The following is a 23,646-nucleotide window of genomic DNA, read 5'->3' on the forward strand; positions in this document are numbered from 1 at the left end:
CCGGCCTTGCTCAGGCCTCTCGGGTATCGATCCTGTAGCGGGTGCTGCGCCCACCACCGGGCAGGCGAACCAGGCAGTGCTTATCCAGCAGGTCGGCAAGGTGTCGGGTGGCCGTGGCCTTGGAGACCTTGGCCACAGCCTGGTACTGGCTGGCGCTGATACCGGCCTCGAAACCGCGAGGCCCGCCATCGAGCAGGCGGTTGAGCACCTTGACCTGTTCGGGCAACAAGCCGTCGCCACGATGGATCAGCCAGAAGCGTGCCTTGGCCAGCACCCGGTCGATGCGCACCAGCGCTTGCTGGAGGCTGCGCAGCAAGGTGGCAAGGAACCAGGCCAGCCATTGTGTGACGTCCAGGTCGCCGCGCTGGCTGCTTTCAAGGACTGCATAGTAGCCGGCCCGGTCTTCCAGGATGCTGCTGGACATGGCGTAGAAACGGACCGCCCGCTGCTCACCTTGGGCCAATGCCAGGTCTGTGATGGCGCGGGCCAGGCGGCCATTGCCATCGGCGAAGGGGTGCAAGGTGACGAACCAGAAATGGGCGAGCCCCGCACGTAGCAGGGGGTCGAGTTGCCGATCGCTGCGGCTGTTCTCGAACCAGTCGAGGAACTGCTGCACCTGCTGCTCCAGGCCGGCACGCGGCGGTGCTTCGAAATGCACCCTGGGTTTGTCGATACGCCCCGATACCACTTGCATTGGAGCATCGTCGCGCCATTCACCGACTGGCAGGGGCGGTGCGAGTGAATCGTCATGTTCGGGAAACAGCCAGCAGTGCCACAGGAACAGGCGCTGTTGATCCAGTGGCCGAACATAGCCCATGGCCGCGTCCACCATCAGTTCGGCCAGGCCCTCGCTGCGTGTCGTGGTCGTCCCCGGCTCAGCGATGCCGAGCCGGCGGGCCAGGGAAGAGCGGACGGACTCCACATTGAGCTGCTCGCCCTCGATGGCCGAGGACGTGACAATGTTCTGCAGCAGGGTATCGAGCGTATCGAGGTTGGCATTGGCCTCGGTCACCGCCCCCGCTCTGCCCAGCAGGCAGCCCTGCGCCTGGACGCAGTCCCTGAGCAAGGTTGCCAGTTGTGCCGCCTCCCAACGAAAGTCGGGCCAGTCGGCCTGCTGCCAGACCCAGACGGTGTCTGCAGCCGTGTGCGCTTTTGGGTTCATGAGCCAAATAATAGCGTCATTCGGCTCATGATGTGAGCCGAATGACGCTGTTATTCGGCTCACAGTCCATTAAAAAAGGGGCGCCCGGTTATCCGGAGCGCCCCTTTCAGTTCTGCGAGGAGGGATCAGTCGGTGGTGATCCGCGAATGCTGCTTGGTGTCCTTCATGGTCGCGTACACCAGCAACGAACAGGCGATGCAGGCGGTGACGTACCAGTAGAAGCCGGTCTCCATGCCGATGCTCTTGAACCACAGGGCCACGTACTCGGCGGTGCCACCGAAGATCGAAACAGTCAGCGCGTACGGCAGGCCGACGCCCAGGGCGCGGATTTCGGTGGGGAACAGCTCGGCCTTCACCACGGCGTTGATCGAGGTGTAGCCGCTGACGATGATCAGCGCGGCCATGATCAGGAAGAACGCGCCCCACCAGGTCTGGATGGTGTGCAGGGTGCTGAGGATCGGCACGGTGAAGAGGGTGCCGAGCACGCCGAAGGCGATCAGGATCGGGCGTCGGCCGATCTTGTCGGACAGCCCGCCGATCACCGGCTGCAGGCACATGAACAGGAACAGCGTGGCCGCCGAGATGGTGGTCGAGTCGCTGATGCTCATGCCCACGGTGTTGACCAGGTACTTCTGCATGTAGGTGGTGTAGGTGTAGAAGGCCAGGGTGCCGCCCATGGTCAGGCCGACCACCGTCATCAGCTCCTTGGGATGGCGCAGCAGGGTGCGCATCAGGTTTTCCTTGGACTTCTCCTTCTTGGTGAAGGACGCGGTCTCTTCCATGCCTCGGCGCAGGTACAGGGCGACCACCGCGCACAGCGCGCCGATCACGAACGGTACGCGCCAGCCCCAGGCATACAGCTCCTCGGTGGTCAGGGTGTTCTGCAGGACGATCAGCACTGCCAGGGCGATGAGCTGACCCGAGATCAGGGTGACGTACTGGAAGCTGGAGAAGAAGCCACGGCGTTCCTTGCTGGCCATCTCGCTGAGATAAGTGGCCGAGGTACCGTACTCACCACCTACCGACAGGCCCTGCATCAGGCGGGCGACGACCAGCAGGATCGGCGCGGCGACGCCGATGGTCTCGTAGCCCGGCGTCAGGGCGATGACCAGGGAGCCTGCGCACATCAGCAGCACCGAGGCCATCAGTGCCGCCTTGCGGCCCTTGCGGTCGGCGTACAGGCCCATCAGCCAGCCACCGATCGGGCGCATGAGGAAGCCCACGGCGAAGATCGCGGCGGTGTTGAGCAGTTGGGCGGTGGTGTCGCCGGCGGGGAAGAAGGCCTTGGCGAAGTACAGCGAGAATGCGGCGTAGACGTACCAGTCGTACCATTCGACCATGTTGCCGATGGAACCACTGAAGATCGATTTGAGGCGGCTGGCGGTGGACTTTTCCGCGGCGGGCGCAACGGCCGCCCCGGTGGGCAGAGTGCTGGCGTTATCCATCAGGGATACCTTCTCGTTGTTTTTGTGGAGCGCGCTCGAGGCGCAGCTTGAGAAGGGTTTAGCAGGAGGTGTGCCAGATGAGTGCGTGGTGATCCATTCGAGGGCATCGCGGGGCAGGCCCCCTCCCACGCAAAGCCTGTGCCGCCTGCGTTTCAGAGACCTTCGTGGGAGCGGGCTTGCCCCGCGATGAGGTGTGAAACAACGGCACCGGATAGGCGGTTTTCCGCTTGTTGGCCTGAGTTACTGAGCAATAATCCGCTCATTCGCGCTCAAGAAAATCCTCTCTCACCAACCCATGCCGCTGCATCTTTTCATTGAGTGTACGCCGCGGCAGTTGCAATGCCTCCATCACACCCTTGATCTCGCCCTTGTGCTGGCGCAGTGCTGCGCGCAGGCACTGGGCTTCGAACGCTTCCATCTGCTCGACCAGGGATTGCCCGCCGGACTCGATCTCCAGGGCTGGCGAGCCCAGTCCCAAGGCATGCCGTTCGGCGGCATTGGCCAGCTCGCGCACATTGCCCGGCCAATCGTGGGCCAGCAGGCGCGCCAGCTGCACGCCGCTCAGCGGCGGGGTGCTGCGCCCGAGGCGTTCGGCGGCGGCGCGGGCGAAATGCTCGAACAGCAGCGGGATGTCCTCACGCCGTTCGCGCAGCGGCGCCAGGCGCAACTCGGCGACGTTCAGGCGGTAGGCCAGGTCTTCGCGAAAGCGCCCGGCGCGGGCTTCCTCAAGCAAGTCTGGCTTGGTCGCGGCAATGATGCGCAGGTCGACGCTGATGCTCTGGTTGGCGCCCAGCCGCTCGAGCTTGTGCTCCTGGATCACCCGCAGCAGTTTGGCCTGCTGGGCCAGGGGCATGCTCTCGATTTCGTCGAGGAACACGGTGCCGCCATTGGCGTACTCCAGTTTACCGATACGCTTGCCCTGGGCACCGGTGAACGCGCCGCTCTCATGGCCGAACAGCTCGGCCTCGAACAGCGTCTCGGGAATGGCAGCGCAGTTGAGGGCGACGAAGGGCTTGTCGGCGCGCGGGCCGAAGTCGTGCAGGCAGCGCGCCACGCGCTCCTTGCCGCTGCCGGTTTCACCGCGGATCAGCACGTTGACCGGCAGGCCGGCCAGCTCCAACACCTGGCGGCGCAGTTGCTGCAAGCCCTGGGACATGCCCAGCAGGGTGTTCTCCAGTTGCGCCTTGAGGTCGGCCTGCTCATGCAGGCGGCGGTTCTCCAGGACCAGCTGGCGCTTTTCCAGGGCGCGGCGCAGGCTGCCCATCAGGTGTTGCGGGGTGAAGGGTTTTTCCAGGAAGTCATAGGCGCCATTGCGCATCGCTTCCACGGCCATGGGCACGTCGCCATGGCCGGTGAGCAGGATCACCGGCAGGTCGGGGTCGCTCGCCTGCAACCGTTCGAGCAGCTGCAGGCCGGACATGCCGGGCATGCGCACGTCGCTGAGGATCACCCCGGGGAAGTGCGGCTCGAGCCTGTCCAGGCAGTCCTCGGCGCGGGCGAACAGCTGCACGCTGAAGCCCGACAGGCTCAGCCATTGTTCCACCGCGGTGCGGATGCTCGCTTCGTCGTCGACGACGATCACCGAATTCAACATACAGGCTCCAGGTCGCGGGGCAGGGTGAGGCTGAAGCGGGCACCGCCCGGCAGGTTCTCGACCTGCAGGCGGCCACCGGCGTCGATGACGATGCCATAGGAGATGGCCAGGCCCAGGCCCAGCCCTTCGCCGACCGGCTTGGTGGTGAAGAACGGATCGAAGACCCGGTCCAGGTCGCAGTCGAGGATGCCGCCACCGGAATCGAGCACGCTCAGGCGCCACTGCGCATCGTCGGCCTCGATGCGGATCTCCAGGCGTTTGTAACGCTTGTCGGCCATGGCGTCGATGGCGTTGCGCAGCAGGTTGATCAGCACCTGCTCCAGTCGGATCGCGTCGCCACGAACCCAGGCCGGGCGCGCCAGGTACAGTGCCACTTCGACGCCTTCGGCGCGGATGCGGGTGTCCAGCAGGTGCAGCGCCTGGTCGACCACGGTGGCCAGGTCCAGGCGTTCGCGCAGGCCGCCGGGGCTGTTGCGGGCGAAGGTCTTCAGGTGGCCGGTGAGCGCGGCCATGCGGGTCAGCATCTGTTCCAGCGGTTCCAGGGCCTGGCGCGCCTCGTCATGGCGGCCATGGTCGAGCAGCAGGCGCAGGGTTTCCAGCTGCATGCGCTGGGTGGTCAGCGGCTGGTTGATTTCGTGGGCCAGGGCTGCCGACATCTGCCCCAGTGCCGCCAGCTTGGCCGATTGCACCAGGCCTTCCTGGGCGGTATGCAGTTCGCGGGTGCGCTCCTCGACCAGGCGCTTGAGCTCTTCGCGGCTGCGTTGGCGCAGGCGGGCCAGGCGCAGGCGCTGGCTGACAAACAGCACGGCGAACACCAGGCTTAGCCAGATTGCCGCGGCGGCGAGGGCGGCGTTGCGCCCGTCCTCGGCGACCTGTGGCTTGCGCAGCAGGTGCAGGGTCCAGCCTTCGGCCTCCAGGGGCAGGCGCTCCCACAGGTACTCGGCGGTGCCATCCGGGCCTTGCACGCGGGTCAGGTGGCTGGTGTCGGTGAAGCGGGTCAGGGCCTGGTGCTGCAGGGGCACCAGCGGTTGCTTGTCGTACTGGCGGGTTTCGGCCAGTTCGGCGCGGTCGGCGCCGGACAGCGGTTGTAGCTCGCGGTAGCGCCAGCCGTCCTGGTTGGCGATGAAGGTGATGCCGCGGGCATCGCTGACCAGCAGGATATCGCTGCCCTGACGCCATTCGCGCTCGAGCTCGGGAAACTCCAGCTTGACCACCATGGCGCCGAGGAAGCGGCCGTGTTCGTCGTTCACCGCGCTGGACAGAAAGTAACCCGGCACGCCGCTGGTCACGCCGACGGCGTAGAAGCGGCCGCTGCCCTGGCTGCGGGTCTGCTTGAAGTAGGGGCGAAAGCCGTAGTTGGAGCCGACGTAGGTGGTCGGCAGGCGCCAGTTGCTGGCGGCGATGGCCAGGCCCGTGCGGTCGAGCAGCTCCAGGGTGGAGGAATTGGCGGCACCGTTGATGCGTTCGAGCTTGCGGTTCAGGGCGTCCTGCACCGGCTCGGTGACCGGCCCGCGCAGGGCGGCGATCAGCTCCGGATCCAGCGCCAGCACCGCAGGCAGGGCGCGGTAGCGCTCGATCAGGGTGTGCAGGGCGTTGGCATACAGGCCCAGTTGCTCGCTGGCCCGGCGGGCGTCGGTTTCCATGGCCTGGCGCTTGGCCTGGTGCATGGCCCAGCCGGCGCTGAGGGTGGTGCCGACCAGGATCAGCAGGATGATCAAACCCAGGCGCAGGGCGCGGAAGGATGAGGGCATGGGGCGGATCCGGGATCTCGGTTGTCTGTGCCGGCCTCATCATGGGCAAGCCCGCTCCCACACAGGACATGCATAACCCTGTGGGAGCGGGCTTGCCCGCGAAGGGGCCGAACCTGCTTAACGCAGCTCGAAGCTCTGCTGCTGCACCGCCTGCGAGTCGAGGCCGATCTGCACATTGAACTGGCCAGCTTCGGCGACGTGCTGCAGTTGGCCATTGTAGAACTTCAGGTCCTGCTCACTGATGTCGAAGGTCAAGGTTCGCGCTTCGCCGGCCTTGAGCATGACTTTCTGGAAGTTCTTCAGTTCCTTGACCGGGCGGCTCATCGACGCGCTCTGGTCCTGGATATACAGCTGCACCACGGTCTCGCCGTCACGCTTGCCGGTGTTCTTCACCGTCACCTTGGCCTGCAGGGTGCCGCCACGCTTGAGTTCCTTCTGCGACAGCGCCAGCCCCGACAGCTCGAAGCTGGTGTAGCTCAGGCCGTAGCCGAACGGGTACAGCGGGCCGTTGGGCTCCTCGAAGTACTGCGAGGTGTAGTTGCCCGGCTTGCCCGGGGTGAACGGGCGGCCGATGCGCATGTGGTTGTAGTACATCGGGATCTGCCCGACCGAGCGCGGGAAGGTGATGGCCAGGCGACCGGACGGGTTGTAGTCGCCGAACAGCACGTCAGCGATGGCGTTGCCGCCTTCGGTGCCGCTGAACCAGGTCTCGAGGATGGCGTCGGCCTGCTCGCGCTCCCAGGCGATCGACAGCGGACGGCCGTTCATCAGCACCAGCACCAGGGGCTTGCCGGTGGCCTTCAGCGCCTTGATCAGATCGCGTTGCACCGCCGGGATTTCCAGGGTGGTACGGCTCGACGATTCGTGGGACATGCCACGGGACTCGCCGACCACGGCCACCACCACATCCGACTGCCTGGCGGCCTTGACCGCTTCGTCGATCAGCACGGCGGCCGGGCGTGGGTCATCGACGATTTCCGGCGCGTCGAAGTTGAGGAAGTTCAGGTAGTCGAACATGGCCTTGTCGCCGGTCACGTTCGAGCCCTTGGCATAGACCAGCTTGGCCTTGCCTTCGACGGCGCGGCGCAGGCCCTCGCGCACGGTGACCGAGTGCTGCGGTTTACCGTCGGCGGCCCAGCTGCCCATCATGTCGATCGGTGCATCGGCCAGCGGGCCGACCAGGGCGATGGTGCCGGACTTTTTCAGCGGCAGGGTCTGCTCGCGGTTCTCCAGCAGCACCAGGCCACGGCGTGCCACGTCGCGGGCGGTGTCACGGTGCAAGCGGTCGTCGGCGTAGTAGTCCTTCAGGTCGGTTTCCGGCTTGGGAATACGCACATAGGGGTCCTTGAACAGCCCCATGTCGTACTTGGCGCCCAGCACTTCACGCACCGCCTGGTCCAGCTCGGCCTGGCTGACTTCGCCGGACTTCAGCAGCCCTGGCAGCTCTTCGCCGTAGAGGGTGTCGTTCATGCTCATGTCGATGCCGGCCTTGATCGCCAGCTTGGCCGCTTCCCGGCCGTCGCGGGCCACGCCATGGCGGATCAGCTCCTGAATGGCGCCGTGGTCGCTGATGGTCACGCCCTTGAAGCCCCACTCCTTGCGCAGCAGGTCGTTCATCAGCCAGGTGTTGGAGGTGGCCGGTACGCCGTTGATCGAGTTCAGCGCCACCATCACCCCGCCGGCACCAGCATCGAGTGCGGCGCGGTAGGGCGGCAGGTAGTCGTTGTACATCTTCGGCAGGCTCATATCGACCGTGTTGTAGTCGCGCCCGCCCTCCACCGCGCCGTACAGGGCGAAGTGCTTGACGATGGCCATGATGCTGTCGGCGTTGGCCGGGCTCGAGCCCTGGAACGACTTGACCATCACCTGGCCGATCTTCGAGGTCAGGTAGGTGTCCTCGCCGAAGCCTTCGCTGGTGCGGCCCCAGCGCGGGTCGCGGGCGATGTCGACCATCGGCGCGAAGGTCATGTCCAGGGAATCGGCGGCGGCCTCGATGGCCGAGGTGCGGCCGACCTTGGCGATGGCGTCCATGTCCCAGGACGAAGCCAGGCCCAGGCCGATCGGGAAGATGGTGCGCTCGCCGTGGATGGTGTCGTAGGCGAAGAACATCGGGATCTTCAGGCGGCTGCGCATGGCCGCGTCCTGCATCGGCCGGTTCTCGGGAGCGGTACGCGAGTTGAAGGTGCCACCGATGCGTCCGGCGGCGATTTCCTCACGGATCTTGTCGCGGGGCATCTCGGGGCCGATGCTGATCAGGCGCAACTGGCCGATCTTCTCGGCCTCGGTCATCTGGCCGACCAGATGGTCGATGAACGCCTGCTTGTCTTGCAAGGGCGCGGCGGTAGGGGCGGCAAGGGCCGCCTGACTGGCAAGGCCCATGGCCAGGCCCAGCAAAGACAGTTTCATCATCAATTCCGTTGTCGAGTGATAAGCGGCTGGCCGAGACGTTTCGTACGCCTGTCGTTGTCGCGTCCGCTGGCAGTTCTGTGGATCATTCATCCATGATCCGGCGCAGTCGCGGATTATGCCTTATATGAGGCGTTTGTTGAGATACACTCTCGCCCACCCGATTGCCGGGATAACAACGATAAGAACGCTCGAGAGACGATGGCATGACCGAATACGAACAGCGCCAGATCGCCGAGGCGATCGCCCGCGCCGAGCGGCGTACCGATGCGGAACTGGTGACCGTGCTGGCCCGCCGCGCCGACGACTTCCCCTATTTGCCGTTGCTCTGGGCCGCCCTGTTGGCCTTGCTGATCCCCGGCGCGTTGCATTTGTGGCTGGGCGGTATTGGCGTCAACGGTCTGCTGCTGGCGCAGATGCTGACCTTCATCAGCCTCTGTCTGCTGCTGCGCCACCCGCCCCTGGCGGCCTGGGTGGTGCCGTCGGTGCTGCGGCGCCGGCGCGCGTCGGGCCTGGCCCGCCAGCAGTTTCTCGAACTCAACCTGCAGCGTACCGCCGGTGCCACGGGGGTGCTGATCTTTGTTAGCGAAGCCGAGCGTCATGTCGAGATACTGGTTGACGAAGGCATTGCCCGGCACCTGCCCGAGCAGGCGCGTGAGGCGATCGTCGCCCGCTTCACTGATCAGGTGCGCCAGGGCCATACCCTGCAGGGGTTCGTCGAGTGCATCGAGGCCTGCGGTGAGCTGCTCAGCGAACACGTGCCGCCCACCCATGCGCGCAACGAGCTGCCCAACCGCCTGGTGATTCTCGACTGATTGCTGTGGTCTGAATCAATGCTTGTTGTCGTGGGGGCGGGCTTGTCCCGCGAACACCGGCGAAGCCGGTGTCATGCATCGAGTTATCGGTTTCGCGGGCAAGCCCGCTCCCACAGGGGTTCGCGATGGCCTGACATCGACGTAGAATGCCTGGCATTGCGCATAGCGCCCCCCGCATTCCGAGGCACCCGTTCCCATGTCGTCCCCTTCTTCCGCCCCCACCGCGCCGGACGCGCGTGCCCAGTTCCTGAGCCTGCTCGCCGATGCCCTGGCCGATGGCAGCCTGAGCAAGCTGGTGCTGGCCCGTCATGTCGGCGCCGACCAGACCCTGCAGAGGATCATCGCCAAAGCGGTGCAGATCAAGGGCCAGGCCTGTCTGTCGCTGGTCTACCGTCACCTGACCCGCGACATTACCCGCAACCTGGAGCTGGCCCCGGCGCTGGCGCTGGTGGCCGAACTGCTGCCGGAGAGCTTTCGCAATGCGCACCTGTTCACCGCCGCCGGCGAGGTGCAACTGGAGTTCAGCAAGAAGGGCAAGCCGATGCTGCGCCGCCACCTGGCCCAGGCCCAGCCGGCGCCACGCGAGGCGGGGGCTGGCGGGCACGACCGCGAGAAGAAGCGCTACCTGGAACTGTCGCGACCGTTCCTGCGCGACCTGGGAGTGACCGACGCGCAAGGTGCGCTGATCCCGTCGATGTCGCGCAAGTGGAAGCAGATCAACAAGTTCATCGAAGTCTTCGACCATGCCTTGAGCGGAGCGCCGGTGGACGAACAGCAGTACCTGAAGGTTGCCGACTTCGGCTCGGGCAAGGGATATCTGACCTTCGCCATGCACGACTACCTGCGTAATACCCTCGGGCGTGAGGCGCAGGTCACCGGTGTCGAGTTGCGTGCGGACATGGTCGAGCTGTGCAACGCCGCCGCCGCGCGCCTGGAGCATCCGGGCCTGGTGTTCGAGTGCGGAGATGTGCGCAGCGTGGTGCCTGAGGCCATCGACGTGATGATTGCCCTGCATGCCTGCGACATTGCCACCGACTACGCCATCCACACCGGCATTCGCTGCAACGCCGCGATCATCATGTGCTCGCCGTGCTGCCACAAGCAGGTTCGTCCGCAACTGCGCAGCCCCGGCCTGTTGCAACCGATGCTGCAATACGGGTTGCACCTGGGGCAGCAGGCCGAAATGCTCACCGACAGCCTGCGGGCGCTCTATCTTGAGGCCTGTGGCTACGAGACCAAGGTGTTCGAGTTCATCTCGCTCGAGCACACCAACAAGAACAAGATGATTCTTGCGGTCAAGCGCCGACAGCCCCAGGACAATGCGGCACTGTTGGAGAAGATCGCCGAGCTCAAGGCGTTCTATGGGGTACGCGAGCATTGCCTGGAAACCCTGCTGCAGGCGGATGGCCTGATTGCTGGGTGATTGAACCTACAGCACCTTCCCAGTTTCGGTTAGGCCGTTTCTGAAAGAGCCTTTCTGAGCCTGTTGCAGCCTCCCTGGCACCTAGTCTGGCTTGTGGTGACGCCCGTCGGCGCTGCCTGGTTGTCACTTGACAACCTTTTTCGCATGCCCATACTGGAGCTCAATCGATGGCCCGTCCTCTCCATCCAAACAAGGAAGTCGAGCAGTCCCTGGCACACGCTGAGGCGCAGGGCTGGAAAGTTACAGCGCGGGGCGGCCATTGCTGGGGGCGGATCTATTGCCCCAACAACGACCGCGAATGCCGCTGTGGCGAGTTCTGCATCACCAGCGTGTGGAGCACACCCAGAAACCCGGGCACCTTCGCTCGCCAGTTGCGCCGGATCGTGGACAACTGCACGTCGATGCGCGGGAGCGTCAATCAGCCAGTGGAGCGAAAGTGATGGAGTACGAATTCACCCTCAAGTACCAATTGCACGACGGCGTGGACGTCGATGCACTGATCGAGCTTCTGGGAGAGGCCGGTTGCGATGACGCGGTGGTCGGTAGCGGTCAGCCCGGTCGCCTGGCCCTGGCCTTCGCCCGCGAGGGCAAGACTGCGCGGGAAGCGATGCACAGCGCCCTGGAGGATGTCCGGCAGGTCTTGCCGGAGGCCCGCCTGATCGAGGCCAGTCCCGACCTGGTCGGCCTGACCGATGTGGCGGCGCTGGTGGGGGTGTCCCGACAGAACATGCGCAAGCTCATGCTCACGCATCACCGCACTTTCCCGGCCCCGGTGCATGACGGTAGCCTTTCGCTCTGGCACCTGGCCGACATCCTGGCTTGGATGCAGGAACGGGGTACCCACGCCGTTGTCCAGGCGCTCCATGAACTGGCCGTCGTGGCGATGCAGGTGAATGTCGCCAGGGCCCAGGAACGGGTGGCGAGCGGCAGGTGATGCAGTCCATTGCATCATCGCCGTTGCGCAGGATCAGAAGAACCGGGTCACGCTGATCTTGGCATTGCGCCCCTGGGTGTAGGCGTTCTCGCCCGACAACTCCGGCCGGATGGCCTTGTTGAACAGGTTGTCCACGGTCAGGTTGACCTCGGTGCCCTTGAGGTACGGCTGCTGGGGTTTCCAGTTGGCGAACAGGCCGTGAATCTCGTACTTCTCGTTGCCGAAGTTGTCGTAGTAGCGATCGCCCAGGGCACTGGCCGGGCCCTCGAAGTACTTGTCACTGGGCAGGTGGTGGGTGGCGCCGACGAACTGTGCGGTCCAGCCGACACGGGCGTCCCAGGACGGAATCTTGACCCCCAGGGTGGTGATCCATTTTGGCGCCGGCACATCCTTGGCCCACACGTCGGGGCCCCAAGGGTTGGTGTAGGCGCCCTCGTGGCGGCCTTCCATCCACGAGTAAGAAACCGCCCCGAACCAATAGGTGGCGTCGTAGAAGGTCTCTATCTCGAAGCCCTTGTAGGTCACGTCACCGATATTGCGGTAGTTGCCCATCAGTCCGTCGCCGCAGGTGTTGGCGATGGTGCCGCCGTTTACCAGCTGTTCCTGGCAGCCGATGCCGGTGGCCTTGAAGATCTCGTCAGTGACCTTGTTGTGGAATGCCATGGTGCGAATCTGCGCGCTGTCACCCTGGCTGAACACGTTGGTGAAGGTGCTGATGCTCCCCACCCGTACACCGGTAATGCGCTCGGGGTCGAGGTTGCGGCTGGTGGCGGTGCGGCTGCCGACACCCTGCACTTCATACTGTTCATCAAGCACCGGGGCGCGCCAGGTCTTGCTGTAGTCGGCGAACAGCGCGGTCTGCTCGTTCATTTTCCAGAACAGCGACAGACGTGGCGACCAACCGCTGTAGGTCTTGTCGCTGTAGTCGTGGCCGGCCGCCGGGTTGTTGTAGTACGGCGCCTGGTTGGGCTTGCCCTCGTTAGTCACGTGGTCGTAGCGCAACGACGGGGTGATGGTCAGGTCGCCGAAGGTGATGGCGTCCTGCAGGTAATAACCTTGGCTGTCGACCTGGCCGCTGGGCATGAAGTACGGCTGGTAGTGGCCATAGTTGTACTTGGGTACTTCGTAGGTCTTGCCGGGCATCCACATCTGCGTGTCCCGGTCATGGCGGCGCACCTGCACGCCGGCGGTGAAAGCATGTTCCAGGGGGCCGGTAAGGAAGGTGCTGGTGTTCTTCACATCGAGCATGCGGTCCTTGTACTCGGTATCCATCTTGCGCCCACCGGTGGCGGGCTGGAAGAACGCCGTAGCGTCGCGCTCATCGGTCTGCTTGGTGTCCGATTCGGAGTACTTCACCTGCAGGTCCACCCACGGGTTCTCGATCGGTTGGTACTTGTAGGTGGCCGACCAGGTGGTGTCGATGGTGCGGCGGTTGGCTAGGAAACGCTTGAGGGCAGCTTCGTATCCGTATTTCTTGATATCCGCCGCGGTGGGCGGTGTGCTGAAAGCGGTCGATGAGAACGTGGTCCAGCGCTGGCTTTCCGATTGTGCCCAGGACAGTCCCAGGCTGTGCTCGTCGGTGAAATGGATGTTGGTCTTGAGCAGGGCGCCGTCCAGGTCCAGGGCACTGTAGGGGATGCGCTGAGGGTTGATCGGCCATTTGCCGGTGGGGTCGGGCAGGCTATCGGCCATCTTCAGGTTGCCGCCGTCGCGCTTGGTGTAATACACCAGGCCGTCGATGCGACCGTCGTCGGTACGGCCGAACAATGCCGAGCTGTAGATCTGCTGGTGGTCGTTGCTGCCATAACCGTATTTGAGCATCGCACCGCTGTTGCGACCCTCCTGCAGCAGGTCGCCGGCGTCCTTGGTCTCCATGTTGACGCTGCCGCCAAAACCGCCATTGCCGGTCTTGACCGAGTGCGGTCCTTTTTCGACCTCGATGTGTTTGATCAGCTCGGGCTCGATGAATATGGTGCCTTGTTGATAGCGCTCGAAGCCGCTTTTGGGCGCACCGTCGAGGGTCATTGGCACGTCCTCGGCGTCGCCGAAGCCCCAGATGTTGATGGTCTGACCGCCGGGCTTGGACGAGCCGCCCATGTTCACCCCCGGCAGGGTAGCCAGCACGCTTGGAATGTTGCTGGGCTGGTAGCGGTCGATCTGTTCCTGGTCGAGGGTCGAGCGCCCGACGTTGCCTGCGTCGACTTGCTGGCCGTCACCGACGATGCTCACGGCCCCAAGTTGCAGGCTGTTGTCGGCAGTCGGGTCGTCCTCGCGCAGGCGCACCACGTAGGTGTTGCCCATGCGCACGACACTGAAGCGGCTGCCCAGCAGCAGGCGCCCGATGGCCGCCTCGGCCTCGAAGTCGCCCTTGAGCGCCGGTGCCTGGGCGCTGCCGAGCAGGGCCTCGTCGAACAGCAGCTGGACCTTGGCCTGCTGGGCCAGTTGGCTCAGCGAGCGGGCCAGCGGTTGCGCGGGCAGGTCGAAGGGCACCGGCGCGGCTTCGGCGGCCAGGCTCATGGCCAGGCACAGGGCCAGCAGGGTGGGTCGGGCAGGCAGGCAGTGCAATGGACGCAACGCGGACAACATGGATTCCCCCAAACGGCAAAAGGCCGGAAAAAGCCCGCCATCACGCGGCAGGCGGGGAGGAAGACGCGGCGTTGCGACAAAACCTCACCTGCGAATGATAAAAATTCTCAAATTATTTTTTAGCGTCGTTCGATGCGCAGGCGCCCGTCGGCGAGCAAGGTGGTTTTGACCGGCAACAGCGCGGGCAGGGCATTGAGCAGGGCATCCGGATCGTGCACGTCGAGGTTGCCGGACACCTTGTAGCGGCCGAGCGCCGGATCGGCCAGCACCACCGGGTGCTGGCGATACAGGCCGAGCTCGTCGACCAGGCTGGCCAGTTCGCGGTTGCGAAAGCTCACATGGCCCTCGCGCCAGTCGGCGACCTGCTGCTCGCCGAGTTCGTGGCGGGTCAGGCTGCCGCGCGCCAGGTCGTAGGTGGCGCCCTGACGGGCAGCAAGCAGCACGGGCGGATGTCGTTCCCCCGGCGTATCGAACGCTACCTGGCCGTGGGCGACCGCCACCACCAGTTCGCGCTCGCCACGACGCAGGTCGAAACCGGTGCCGACCACGCGCACCCGGCCACTGCCGGCATCGACGAACAGGGGGCGTTCCTTGTCCGGCGCTACCTCGATGTACAGCTGGCCGTGGTCGAGATGGATCAGCCGGCGCTCGGCGCTGAAGTCCAGGCGTAGGCGGGTCTGGGCGTTGACGAAGAGCTGGCTGCCGTCGGGCAGTTGCAGGGTCTGCAAGGCCTGGCCGGCGGCGATGCGCTGGCTGAAGGCGCTGCTGCCCGCCCCCAGGTTGCCCGCCAGCACCGCGCAGAGCAGCGCCGCCGCGGTTGCCAGGGCCGGGCGCCAGCGTGGCGCGCGGCGCACCGGCAAGGGCACGGGGCGGTTGGCCTGCTTGAGCGCGGCCAGGTCATCCCATAACTGTTCGAACTGGCGGTAGGCGCGGGTGTGCTCGGGCGTCTGCATCCACAGGGCGAACGCCTTGCGCTCCTGGCGCGACGGCTGGTTGCGGTTGCGGCTGAACCAGCTCGCCGCCTGGGCGTCGATCGGGCGCGGGTCGAGCTCGTCGGTGGGGGTCATGGGAACTGCTCCGTGCCGTTGTCACTGTCCAGGCGTTGCTTGCATTGCAGCAGGGCGGCGGCGATGTGCTTCTCGACCATGCTGACGGAAATGTTCATGCGTTCGGCGATCTGGGCCTGGGTCAGGCCTTCGAAACGGTGCAGCATAAGGGCTTCGCGGCGTCGCGGCGAGAGTTCGCTGAGCACCTGGCGTAATTGATTCAGCCGTTGTTGCTGTTGGGCATGGTCCAGCGGGTCATTGGCCGGTGGTTCATGTGCTTCGGGCAGGTTGTCGTCGGCCAGCACTGAGTGGCGGACTTTCTGCCGTCGCCAATGGTCGCTCAGCAGGTTGCGCGCCACCTGGAACAGGAACGCGCGCGGCTGCTCCACCTTGGCCCGGTCCCGATAGCCCAGCCACTGGGCGAACACATCCTGGGTCATGTCCGCGGCATCGCTGGCATTGTCCATGCGCTTGCGCAGGAAATGCAGGATGTCGGCATAGAAACCGTGGGCGACAGGGTCGGGCTTGGGGCGCTGCATGCACGCTTTCCGGGCTGGCGTGGAGGAAAGGGTGCGGATCTTATCGAGAATTATTTACATTTGCAAAGCTGCTGATTCAATGCCGACGAGCGTGGCTGGCAGGTACGACAATCGCCAGTTCGGCCAACCCCAGGGGATGACTGGTTGAATCGAAGAAGTGCAGGGGAACCTGGTCAAGGTCGGCGAAACGGTCGATAAAATGCTGCTTCTGGTTGATGATCGACGCCTCGCTCAATGGCCGGATGGCGATGGCCAGGTGCCGGGGCCGTGCCTGGCGGATGGCCTCGAGCAGGTGCTGGTCGTTGGCGTCCAGGTGCTGGCCGAACAGGCACAGGCCACCCTGTTCGCGGGCCAGCTGGCCCAGGCTCCAGGACAGGTAGTCCGAGTGGCGGATGGCGCGCAGTTTGTCCTCGCTGTGGCTCTCGTTGACGAACAGCGGCACTTCGCCGGGGATGTTGACGGCGAAGCCTTCGAGCAATTCGGCCTGTTCCGCGCCACGCTGGCGGGTGCTGCCGTCGGGTAACTTGAGCAGGTGCATGCCGCCATGCAGGTGCAGCACACGAATGCCTTCGACCTGGCTGCGGCGCACATCGAAGAAGCCCTGCTCGTCGAACAGGCTGGCGAAACCTTGCGCATCCTGGGCCATGGCCCAGGGCAGGATCAGGTCGTAGTTGCTGGTGTAGACGGTGCGGTACTGGCGCAGCGCCTGGTTGATGGCCGTGCGCGTCGCGTCGGGGAACAGCGGCCAGGGCAGGTGCACGGCGCGCACCGCGTGGATCAGCGCTTCCTTGATCGAGTAGTAGCGGTTCAGCGGCGCGGTGGAGTTGATCGCCAGCGCGGCGTTTGCCCGTACCGTGGTGTTCAGGGTGCTGAGCACCGGCTCGAACAGCTCGCTGCCCAGGGCCTTGAACAGCGCCTGGTCGCTCACCCCCAGCGCCTTGTGTCGCACCTGCTGGGCTTGCTCGAACAACGAGAAGTAGCCGAACGGTTTCCACAGCGCGCGGCTGGCGCCGTTGCCCAGCAGCAGGGCCGTGCTGGGGTGGCGCTGGTTGAGGTCGGCCCAGGAGGGCAGGTGGGCGTCGAGAGCGGGCATGGGCGGTCCGTTGGGTGTGGCGGAAAACGCCGGGGACTTTAGCATGTCATGCAGAGTGTGCGAGGCTTGCGCCTTCAAGGACTGCACTGTTGACCTCGCCGGCGTCTTCCAGAGGCCGGCCCCGATCTGCAAAGGACTCCCCATGTACAAGACCCTTCTCCTGGCCACCCTGCTGGCGAGCGCTGCCGCCCATGCCACTGACGGCAAGGCCCTCGCCAGCGCCCAGGACATTCCTCATCCGGCCGTGATCGCCCACCGCGGCGCCTCGTTCGACGCGCCCGAGTCCACCACCCCCGCCTACCTGCTGGCCCGTGAACTGGGCGCCGACTACCTGGAAATGGACCTGCAGCGCACCCGCGATGGCGTGCTGGTGGTGGTCCACGACGATGTGCTGGCGCGCACCAGTGACGTCGCCGAACGTTACCCGGAGCGCAAGGCCAGCCCGGTCAGCGCCTTCACCCTGGCCGAGCTCAAGGCGCTGGACGCTGGCAGCTGGTTCAACAAGGCCTATCCCGAGCGGGCCCGGGATGCGTTCAAGGGCCAGCGCATCCTGACCCTGGACGAGGTGATCGACATCGCCGAAGGCAACCCCGAGCGTCTCCCAGGCCTGTACATCGAGACCAAGGAACCGGCCCAGTTCCCCGGCATCGAGCAGGACCTGAAGAAGCGCCTCGAGGCCCGCGGCTGGCTCGACAAGCCGGGCCGGGTGGTGTTGCAGACCTTCGACCGCAACAGCCTCAAGCTGCTGCACGAAGCCATGCCGCAGGTGCCGAAGATCCTCTTGCTGTGGGTGGCCAAGGGCAGCATCGAACCGGCCTCCGGGCAGGACTTCGCCGAGTCCGGCGAGCAGGACAAGTCGGCCTTCTACGCCCGCCAGCAACCCAAGGACCGCGCCGAGTTCGAGCGCTGGCTCGACTACGCCAAGGCCGGCGGCGCCATCGGTACCGGCCCTTCGGCGATCCGCACCCACCTGGGCGAGCAGAGCTATTCCGACCTGATCCAGCCCTGGATGAACCAGGCCAGCCATGCCAAGGGCCTGCTGGTGCATGTGTACACCCTCGACGAGGCGGTGGACTTCGACAAGGCGATGAAAGCCGGCGTCGATGGCATCTTCACCAACCGCGCCGCTGAGCTGATGCGCTTCTATGGCAGGCCGTTGCCGCAGAACGAGGGCCAGTTGCTGCGCAAGTTGGGTTACTGATCGACACGATGCTGGCGATGGCCGAATGACATGTGTGAGAATGATAGGAATTCCTATTAACGGCCCTCGCCACATCCGCAATGACCTCCCTTTCCAGCGTTTGGCACGCCCAGCCGGCCCTCAAGGCGGCCGTCGAAGATCTGCTTGCCCATTACAGTGATCTGCGCCGCTACCTCTGCGGACGGCTGCGCAATCCTGACGATGCCGCCGACATCGCCCAGTCCAGTTTCGCCCAGGCCTATGCCCATGCGCTCAACGCACCGGTGATCAATGCCCGCGCCTTGCTGTTCCAGGCGGCGCGCAACCTGTGCATCGACCAGTACCGCCGGCGCAGCACCGAACTGGCGGCGTTGGAAGACTGGCTGGCGCGGGCCGATTGGCTCAGCCCCAGCGTGGAAGAGATCATGATCGCGCGCGAACAGTTGCAGCACCTGATCGCCCGCATCGAACGCATGCCCAGGCTGCGTCGCGAGGTGTTCGTCCGCGTGCGCCTGCACGGCCACAGTCATCGAGAGGTGTGCGAGGCCCTGGCGCTGTCGGCCAAGTCGGTCGAGCTGCATATCGCCCGGGCGGTCTTCGACCTGTCCGAGCTGCGCCTGGCGAGCCGTCATGACTGAGGCGGCCGCGTCGCGCAAGGTGCAGCAGGCGCTGGTCTACCTGGCGGCGCTGCAAGGGGACGATCCGGAACGCGTGCGCAAGACACACGGCCTGGCGCAGCGCTGGCGCGGGCGCAGCGCCGAGCATGAGCGCGCCTGGCTGGAGGCCGAGCAGCGCTGGCAGCTGGTTCACCGCCTCGCGCCGCAACTGCGTGGCGCGTTGCAGCCGCAGGCCTGCGATGTCGGTCGTCGGCGGGTGCTGCGCCAGGGCGGCGCGCTGGCCGTGCTGCTGGCCGCAGGGGGCTGGCTGGGCTGGATGTACAAGCGCACCGCGCCGTTCCACCACGACCTGCAGACGGCCCACGCGCAGGCGCCGCAGGCCCTGGCACTGCCCGATGGCAGCCAGTTGCTGGTGGCCGCCGAAAGCAACCTGCGCGTGCGTTTCGATCATGGCCAGCGCCAGGTCCTGCTGCTGCACGGCAACGTGTTCTTCGATGTCGCCCATGAGCTGTGGCGACCGTTCCTGATCAGCACGCGCCTGGGCGTGGTGCAGGTGCTGGGCACCGCCTTCACCGTCAGCGACCGTGGCGACCGGGTCCAGGTGGCGGTGGCCAGGGGGCGGGTCCAGGTGCGCGACCTGCAGGGAGGCGAGCAGGTGCTGCAGGCCGGCGAACGCATCTGCCTGGATGGCCAGGGGCGGCTGGGCAGCTTGCGTGCCGGTGGCCGGTTCGGTCCGGACCTGGCGCACTGGCAGCGGGGTTGGTGGTCGTTCACCGACCAGCCGCTGCTTGAGGTGATCGGCGAGCTCAATGCCTATGTCGGGCGGACTGTCCGGGTCGATCCGGGGGTGGCCAACCTGCGCTTGACGGGCAGTTTCCCGAGCGACCGCCCCGAGGTGTTGCTCGAAGCGTTGCCGGGGATCCTGCCGGTCAGGCTGCTGGAGCAGGGCGCGCAGCGCCTGGTCGCACCGCGCTGAAATACCGCGAAATTGTTTTGAGGGGTAAACCGCCGCTGCCGCGTCATCAGCAGTGAACCCACCTCCTGCAAGGACCGATCATGTCGCTTTTCACCTCCCGCTTCCCCGGCACCCTGCGGCGCCTGGCCCTGGCCTGCGCCCTTGGTGGCAGCGGCCTGGCCCTGGCCGACAGCCAGCCGCTGAACCTCGACCTGCCGGGTCAGTCGCTGGAGGCCACGGTGCATGCCCTGGCCCATGCATCCGGGGTGGCGATAGCCGCCGACAGCCGTGTACTGGTCGGGCGCAGCGCACCAGCCTTGCAGGGCCGCTACACGGTGCTGCAGGCCCTGCGCCAGCTGCTGGCCGGCAGCGACCTGGTGGCGGTGGAAGAAAACGGTGTGATCATCCTGCGCGGCCCGACCGACCAGGGGGTCCTGACCCTGGGGGCGACCACGGTCAATGCCTCGGGCTTCAACAGCGACCTGCCGGAAAGCTACAGCGGTGGCCAGGTGGCCCGTGGCGCGCGCATCGGCATGCTGGGCAACCGCGACTTGATGGACACCCCCTTCAGCGTCACCGCCTACACCGCCAAGACCATCGAGAACCAACAGAGCGGCACGGTCGGCGCGGTATTGCGCAATGACCCGTCGATCCGCTTCAGTACCGGTGAAGGGCATGCCTACGAGAACTTCATGATCCGTGGTTATGCGCTGGACTCCACCGAGCTGGCGCTGGGGGGGCTCTACGGCCTGGCGCCCGATGGCCACGTGCCGACCGAATTCCTCGAACGCGTCGAGGTGCTCAAGGGGCCGGGCGCGCTGCTCAATGGCATGGCGCCCAACGGTGGCGTGGGCGGGGTGGTCAACCTGGTGCCCAAGCGTGCCGGCGACGCACCGTTGACCCGCCTGACCACCAGCTACGTGTCCGATGGCTATGTCGCCGAGCATATCGATGTCGGCCGGCGTTTCGCCGATGGCCGCTTCGGCATTCGTTTCAATGGCGTCTATGGTAGCGGCGACACGGGCGTCGACGAACAGTCCAAGGACCGTACCCTGGCGGCACTGGCCCTGGATTATCGGGGCGACGACTTCAAGCTCGAACTGGATGCCTACGAAAACCACGAGAAACTGGAGAATGGCAGCCCGATGATGGCCGGCTTCAGCGACCTCAAGCATGTGACCCGCGCACCCAAGCCGGACACCAACATCCTCGAAGGTATTCACGCCCGTCAGATCAGCAAGGCCGTGGTGGTGCGTGGCGAATACCAGCTCGATGACAGCTGGACCGCCTACGCCAGCGTCGGTGGCGCGCGCACCCGCTACGACGGGTTTCTCAACGGCACCCGGGTGGTGGTGAACAAGGCCGACGGTACGGCCACGGGGGAAACCTACAACCAGGCCGGATACACCCACAGCCTGTCCACCGAGGCCGGTCTGCGCGGCAACTTCATGACCGGCCCGGTCAGCCACCAGATGGTGCTCAGCACCACCTTGCTGCACCAGGACATCGGCCGTGCGCCGACGGTCACCGGCGCCAAGTACCCCACCAACATCTACCACCCGGGCAAGGCGATCATCGCCGGCGACCACGGCAGCAGCACCAAGACCGGCGACAACACCCTGTCGAGCTTTGCCGTGGCCGATACCCTGGGCTTCATGGACGAGCGTGTGCTGCTCACCCTCGGAGTCCGCTCCCAGCGTGTGCGGCAGAAGATGAGCAACCCTTCGTACGACGAGCAAAAGCTGACCCCGGCCGTGGGTATCGTGCTCAAGCCCTGGGAAGCGCCGGTATCTCTGTATGCCAACTACATCGAGGGCCTGACCCAGGGCGGCATGGTCACCGACCAGAAGGCCGCCAACTACGGCGAGCAGTTCGCGCCCTACGTCGCCAAGCAGATGGAGGCCGGGGTGAAATGGGACCTGGGCGACTTCACCCACACGCTGGCGGTGTTCCAGATCGACAAGCCCAGCATGATCTACGACAAGCCCAGCAATCGCTACAACGATGACGGCGAGCAGCGCAACCGTGGCGTGGAGTGGACGATGTTCGGCGAAGTCGTCCCCAGCGTGCGCCTGCTCGGTGGCGTGACCTACACCCGCGCCGTGCTGAGCAAGACCGCCAATGGCGCCATGGACGGCAACACCGCCCGCGGCGTGCCGGCCTGGTCGGCCAACCTTGGCGCCGAGTGGGACCTGCCTGGGGTCGAGGGCCTGACCTTGACCGCCCTGGGTATCCACAGCAGCTCCCAGTACCTCGATTCCGCCAACCAGCTGAAGATCCCGCAGTGGACCCGCTACGACCTCGGCGCGCGTTATGCGACCAAGGTGCTGAGCAAGGAGGTGACCCTGCGCGCCAGCCTGGAGAACGTCGAGAACCGCGCCTACTGGGCCGGTGTATTCAACGATGGCTACGCCACCGTCAGTGAACCGCGCACGCTCAAACTTTCCGCCAGCGTCGACTTCTGAGGTGGGTATGCAGCGATTCAAGCGCTTGAGTGGTGCATGGCTGCTGGCCGCGATCTGTTCGAATGCGGCCTTGGCGGCCGCGCCCGCCGATCTCGAGGTAGGAAAGCCGGTCGCCGGTCAGGTTGATGCTGCGCATCCGCCAGTCTGGCAGTTGGCCCTCAAAGCCGGGGATCTGGTGCGGGGCCGGATCGACGGTGATGTCAGCCTGCGCCTGCTGGACGCCAAAGGGGGGGCGTTGCGCCTGCTGATCGACGGCCTGGACCAGCCTCGCGAGTTCCTCTTCGTCGCGCCGCAGGACGGTCGCTACGCGGTGCGCGCCGAACCCCTGGCGATCCGCCCGGCGGCGCGCTTCAGCCTGAGCCTGGAGCAGGTCCTGCCGGTCGGCGAGCAACGCCGCACGCCCGCGCCCCTTGCCAGCCCGACCCTGCGCGCCCTGCAGCAGCACCTGGCAACTGGAGGCGCTACCGATGTGTTCTGGCAGGCCCGTGCCAGTGAGGGAACGCCCTTGGTCGAGGCCGTCCCCGGGCAACCCGGCAAGCGCCTGGTCACCTTCCTCTGGCGTGGGGCGCGGGACAACGTGCGGATGTTCGGTGCCCCCACAGGCAATCACGAACCTCTGTCCCGGCTGGGCGCGAGCGATGTCTGGTTCCACAGCTTCGAGGTGCCCGCGGCCACCCGCCTGAGTTATCAGATGGCGCCGGATGTGCCGGTGTCCGACGACCGCCGGGTGATCCTCGCCAGCACCCGGCGCGACCCGCTCAACCCGAACAGCTTCGCCGACGCCAGCGGCGATGCCTGGTTGTCGCGCTCACGGCTGGAGCTTGCGGATGCGGCGCCCCAGCCATGGGTGTCCGAGCGTGCCGGGGTGGCCCGTGGCAGCCTGGAGCGCAAGCGCCTGGCCAGCGAGGTGCTGGGCAACGAGCGCGATATCTACCTCTACCGCCCGGCGGGCTGGCGCCCGGGCAAGGCCGACCAGGCCTTGCTGGTGCTGTTCGATGCCCATGCCTACACCCGCCAGGTGCCGACCCCGACGATACTCGACAACCTGATTGCCGACGGCCTGATCCCGCCCACCGCGGCGCTGATCATCGCCAACCCCAGCAGCGAAAGCCGCGAGCGGGAGTTGCCGCCCAACCCATTGTTCGCCCGGTTCATGGCCGAAGAGTTGATGCCCTGGGCCAGTCGCCAGGGATTGGCGGCGTCGGCTGCGCGCACCGTGGTCGCGGGGTCCAGTTACGGCGGCCTGGCGTCGGCCTACATGGGCCTCAGGCACCCGGAATTGTTCGGTAATGTGCTGAGCATGTCCGGTTCCTTCTGGTGGCCGATGGCCGGCGACGAGCCTGGCTGGTTGACCCGCGAGTACGTCAAGGCGCCGCGACAGCCGTTGCGGTTCTACCTGCAGGCTGGGCTGTTCGAGGGGCCGAGGATCCTCGATACCAACCGCCATCTGCGCGATGTGCTGCTGGCCAAGGGGTACCGGGTGGATCAGGTGGAGTTTCCTGCCGGCCATGACTACCTGCAGTGGCGGGGGAGCCTGCCCTGTGGGTTGATCAGCTTGCTTGGGCAGGGGACACAGGCTGTTGCGCGGGCTTGTGTGCCGTAAGCGTTCGGTGATGGATCCTCTGCGTCTTTGAG

General features: G+C 65.8%; 18 protein-coding genes. 9 read left to right on the top strand and 9 right to left on the bottom strand.

The genetic code is table 11. The features are described 5' to 3' along the window. Positions 1-10: 10 nt before the first annotated feature. From HU751_RS13825 to bglX, 5 genes are all read right to left on the bottom strand, one after another. Positions 11-1,162, bottom strand: coding sequence for a Fic family protein (locus HU751_RS13825; RefSeq protein ID WP_186732003.1), 1,152 nt, complete (start codon positions 1,160-1,162; stop codon positions 11-13). 125 nt (positions 1,163-1,287) lie between these two features. Then, a complete protein-coding gene (locus tag HU751_RS13830) occupies positions 1,288-2,607 on the bottom strand; it encodes an MFS transporter (RefSeq protein ID WP_186732004.1) in 1,320 nt (439 codons plus the stop codon). Positions 2,608-2,866: 259 nt separating this feature from the next. Continuing rightward, a complete protein-coding gene (locus HU751_RS13835; RefSeq protein WP_186732005.1) occupies positions 2,867-4,201 on the bottom strand; it encodes a sigma-54-dependent transcriptional regulator in 1,335 nt (444 codons plus the stop codon). Further along, positions 4,195-5,952 (bottom strand): sensor histidine kinase, encoded by a 1,758-nt coding sequence (locus tag HU751_RS13840; protein ID WP_050703936.1) that lies wholly within the window; start codon positions 5,950-5,952, stop codon positions 4,195-4,197. The genes HU751_RS13835 and HU751_RS13840 overlap by 7 nt, the downstream gene beginning before the upstream one ends. Positions 5,953-6,069: 117 nt before the next feature. Beyond that, positions 6,070-8,361, bottom strand: a complete 2,292-nt coding sequence (gene bglX, locus HU751_RS13845) for a beta-glucosidase BglX (RefSeq protein ID WP_186732006.1) — start codon at positions 8,359-8,361, stop codon at positions 6,070-6,072. 203 nt (positions 8,362-8,564) lie between these two features. Between bglX and HU751_RS13850 the strand changes: the two genes are divergently transcribed. From HU751_RS13850 to HU751_RS13865, 4 genes are all read left to right on the top strand, one after another. Further along, positions 8,565-9,173: a TPM domain-containing protein gene (locus tag HU751_RS13850; RefSeq protein WP_186732007.1), complete on the top strand. Its 609-nt coding sequence runs from the start codon at positions 8,565-8,567 to the stop codon at positions 9,171-9,173. Positions 9,174-9,369: 196 nt separating this feature from the next. Next, a complete protein-coding gene (locus HU751_RS13855) occupies positions 9,370-10,596 on the top strand; it encodes a class I SAM-dependent methyltransferase (protein ID WP_186732008.1) in 1,227 nt (408 codons plus the stop codon). A 167-nt stretch (positions 10,597-10,763) separates the two neighbouring features. Further along, positions 10,764-11,036 carry a hypothetical protein gene (locus HU751_RS13860; RefSeq protein WP_186732009.1) on the top strand — a complete coding sequence of 91 codons (273 nt, stop codon included), beginning with the start codon at positions 10,764-10,766 and terminating at the stop codon, positions 11,034-11,036. After that, positions 11,036-11,530, top strand: a complete 495-nt coding sequence (locus HU751_RS13865; protein WP_186732010.1) for a helix-turn-helix transcriptional regulator — start codon at positions 11,036-11,038, stop codon at positions 11,528-11,530. The genes HU751_RS13860 and HU751_RS13865 overlap by 1 nt, the downstream gene beginning before the upstream one ends. A 33-nt stretch (positions 11,531-11,563) precedes the next feature. Here HU751_RS13865 and HU751_RS13870 read toward each other — a convergent pair whose 3' ends face one another. The 4 genes from HU751_RS13870 to HU751_RS13885 form a co-directional block, all read right to left on the bottom strand. Next, positions 11,564-14,116 carry a TonB-dependent receptor gene (locus tag HU751_RS13870; RefSeq protein ID WP_186732011.1) on the bottom strand — a complete coding sequence of 851 codons (2,553 nt, stop codon included), beginning with the start codon at positions 14,114-14,116 and terminating at the stop codon, positions 11,564-11,566. Positions 14,117-14,235: 119 nt separating this feature from the next. Further along, on the bottom strand, positions 14,236-15,183 hold the full coding sequence (locus HU751_RS13875; RefSeq protein ID WP_186732012.1) for a FecR family protein: 948 nt from the start codon (positions 15,181-15,183) through the stop codon (positions 14,236-14,238). Further along, a complete protein-coding gene (locus tag HU751_RS13880; RefSeq protein ID WP_186732013.1) occupies positions 15,180-15,701 on the bottom strand; it encodes an RNA polymerase sigma factor in 522 nt (173 codons plus the stop codon). Before HU751_RS13880 ends, HU751_RS13875 begins: the two co-directional genes overlap by 4 nt. Positions 15,702-15,777: 76 nt before the next feature. Continuing rightward, entirely contained in the window at positions 15,778-16,794 is a 1,017-nt protein-coding gene (locus HU751_RS13885; protein WP_186732014.1) for a DUF4917 family protein, read from the bottom strand. A gap of 142 nt (positions 16,795-16,936) precedes the next feature. Here HU751_RS13885 and HU751_RS13890 point away from each other — a divergent pair, with 142 nt between their 5' ends. The 5 genes from HU751_RS13890 to HU751_RS13910 all read left to right on the top strand — a co-directional run bounded on the left by HU751_RS13890 (position 16,937) and on the right by HU751_RS13910 (position 23,614). Further along, a complete protein-coding gene (locus HU751_RS13890) occupies positions 16,937-17,995 on the top strand; it encodes a glycerophosphodiester phosphodiesterase family protein (RefSeq protein WP_186732015.1) in 1,059 nt (352 codons plus the stop codon). 80 nt (positions 17,996-18,075) lie between these two features. Further along, a complete protein-coding gene (locus HU751_RS13895) occupies positions 18,076-18,612 on the top strand; it encodes an RNA polymerase sigma factor (protein ID WP_186732016.1) in 537 nt (178 codons plus the stop codon). Next, positions 18,605-19,567 (top strand): FecR family protein, encoded by a 963-nt coding sequence (locus tag HU751_RS13900; protein WP_186732017.1) that lies wholly within the window; start codon positions 18,605-18,607, stop codon positions 19,565-19,567. The genes HU751_RS13895 and HU751_RS13900 overlap by 8 nt, the downstream gene beginning before the upstream one ends. 80 nt (positions 19,568-19,647) lie before the next feature. Further along, the gene (locus HU751_RS13905; protein ID WP_186732018.1) at positions 19,648-22,011 is read left to right on the top strand and encodes a TonB-dependent receptor; all 2,364 of its coding nucleotides are present in this window, start codon (positions 19,648-19,650) and stop codon (positions 22,009-22,011) included. A 7-nt stretch (positions 22,012-22,018) separates the two neighbouring features. Next, on the top strand, positions 22,019-23,614 hold the full coding sequence (locus HU751_RS13910) for an alpha/beta hydrolase (RefSeq protein ID WP_186732019.1): 1,596 nt from the start codon (positions 22,019-22,021) through the stop codon (positions 23,612-23,614). Positions 23,615-23,646 lie beyond the last annotated feature (32 nt).

The sequence above is a fragment of the Pseudomonas peradeniyensis genome, from assembly GCF_014268935.2.
Lineage (GTDB): Bacteria > Pseudomonadota > Gammaproteobacteria > Pseudomonadales > Pseudomonadaceae > Aquipseudomonas > Aquipseudomonas peradeniyensis.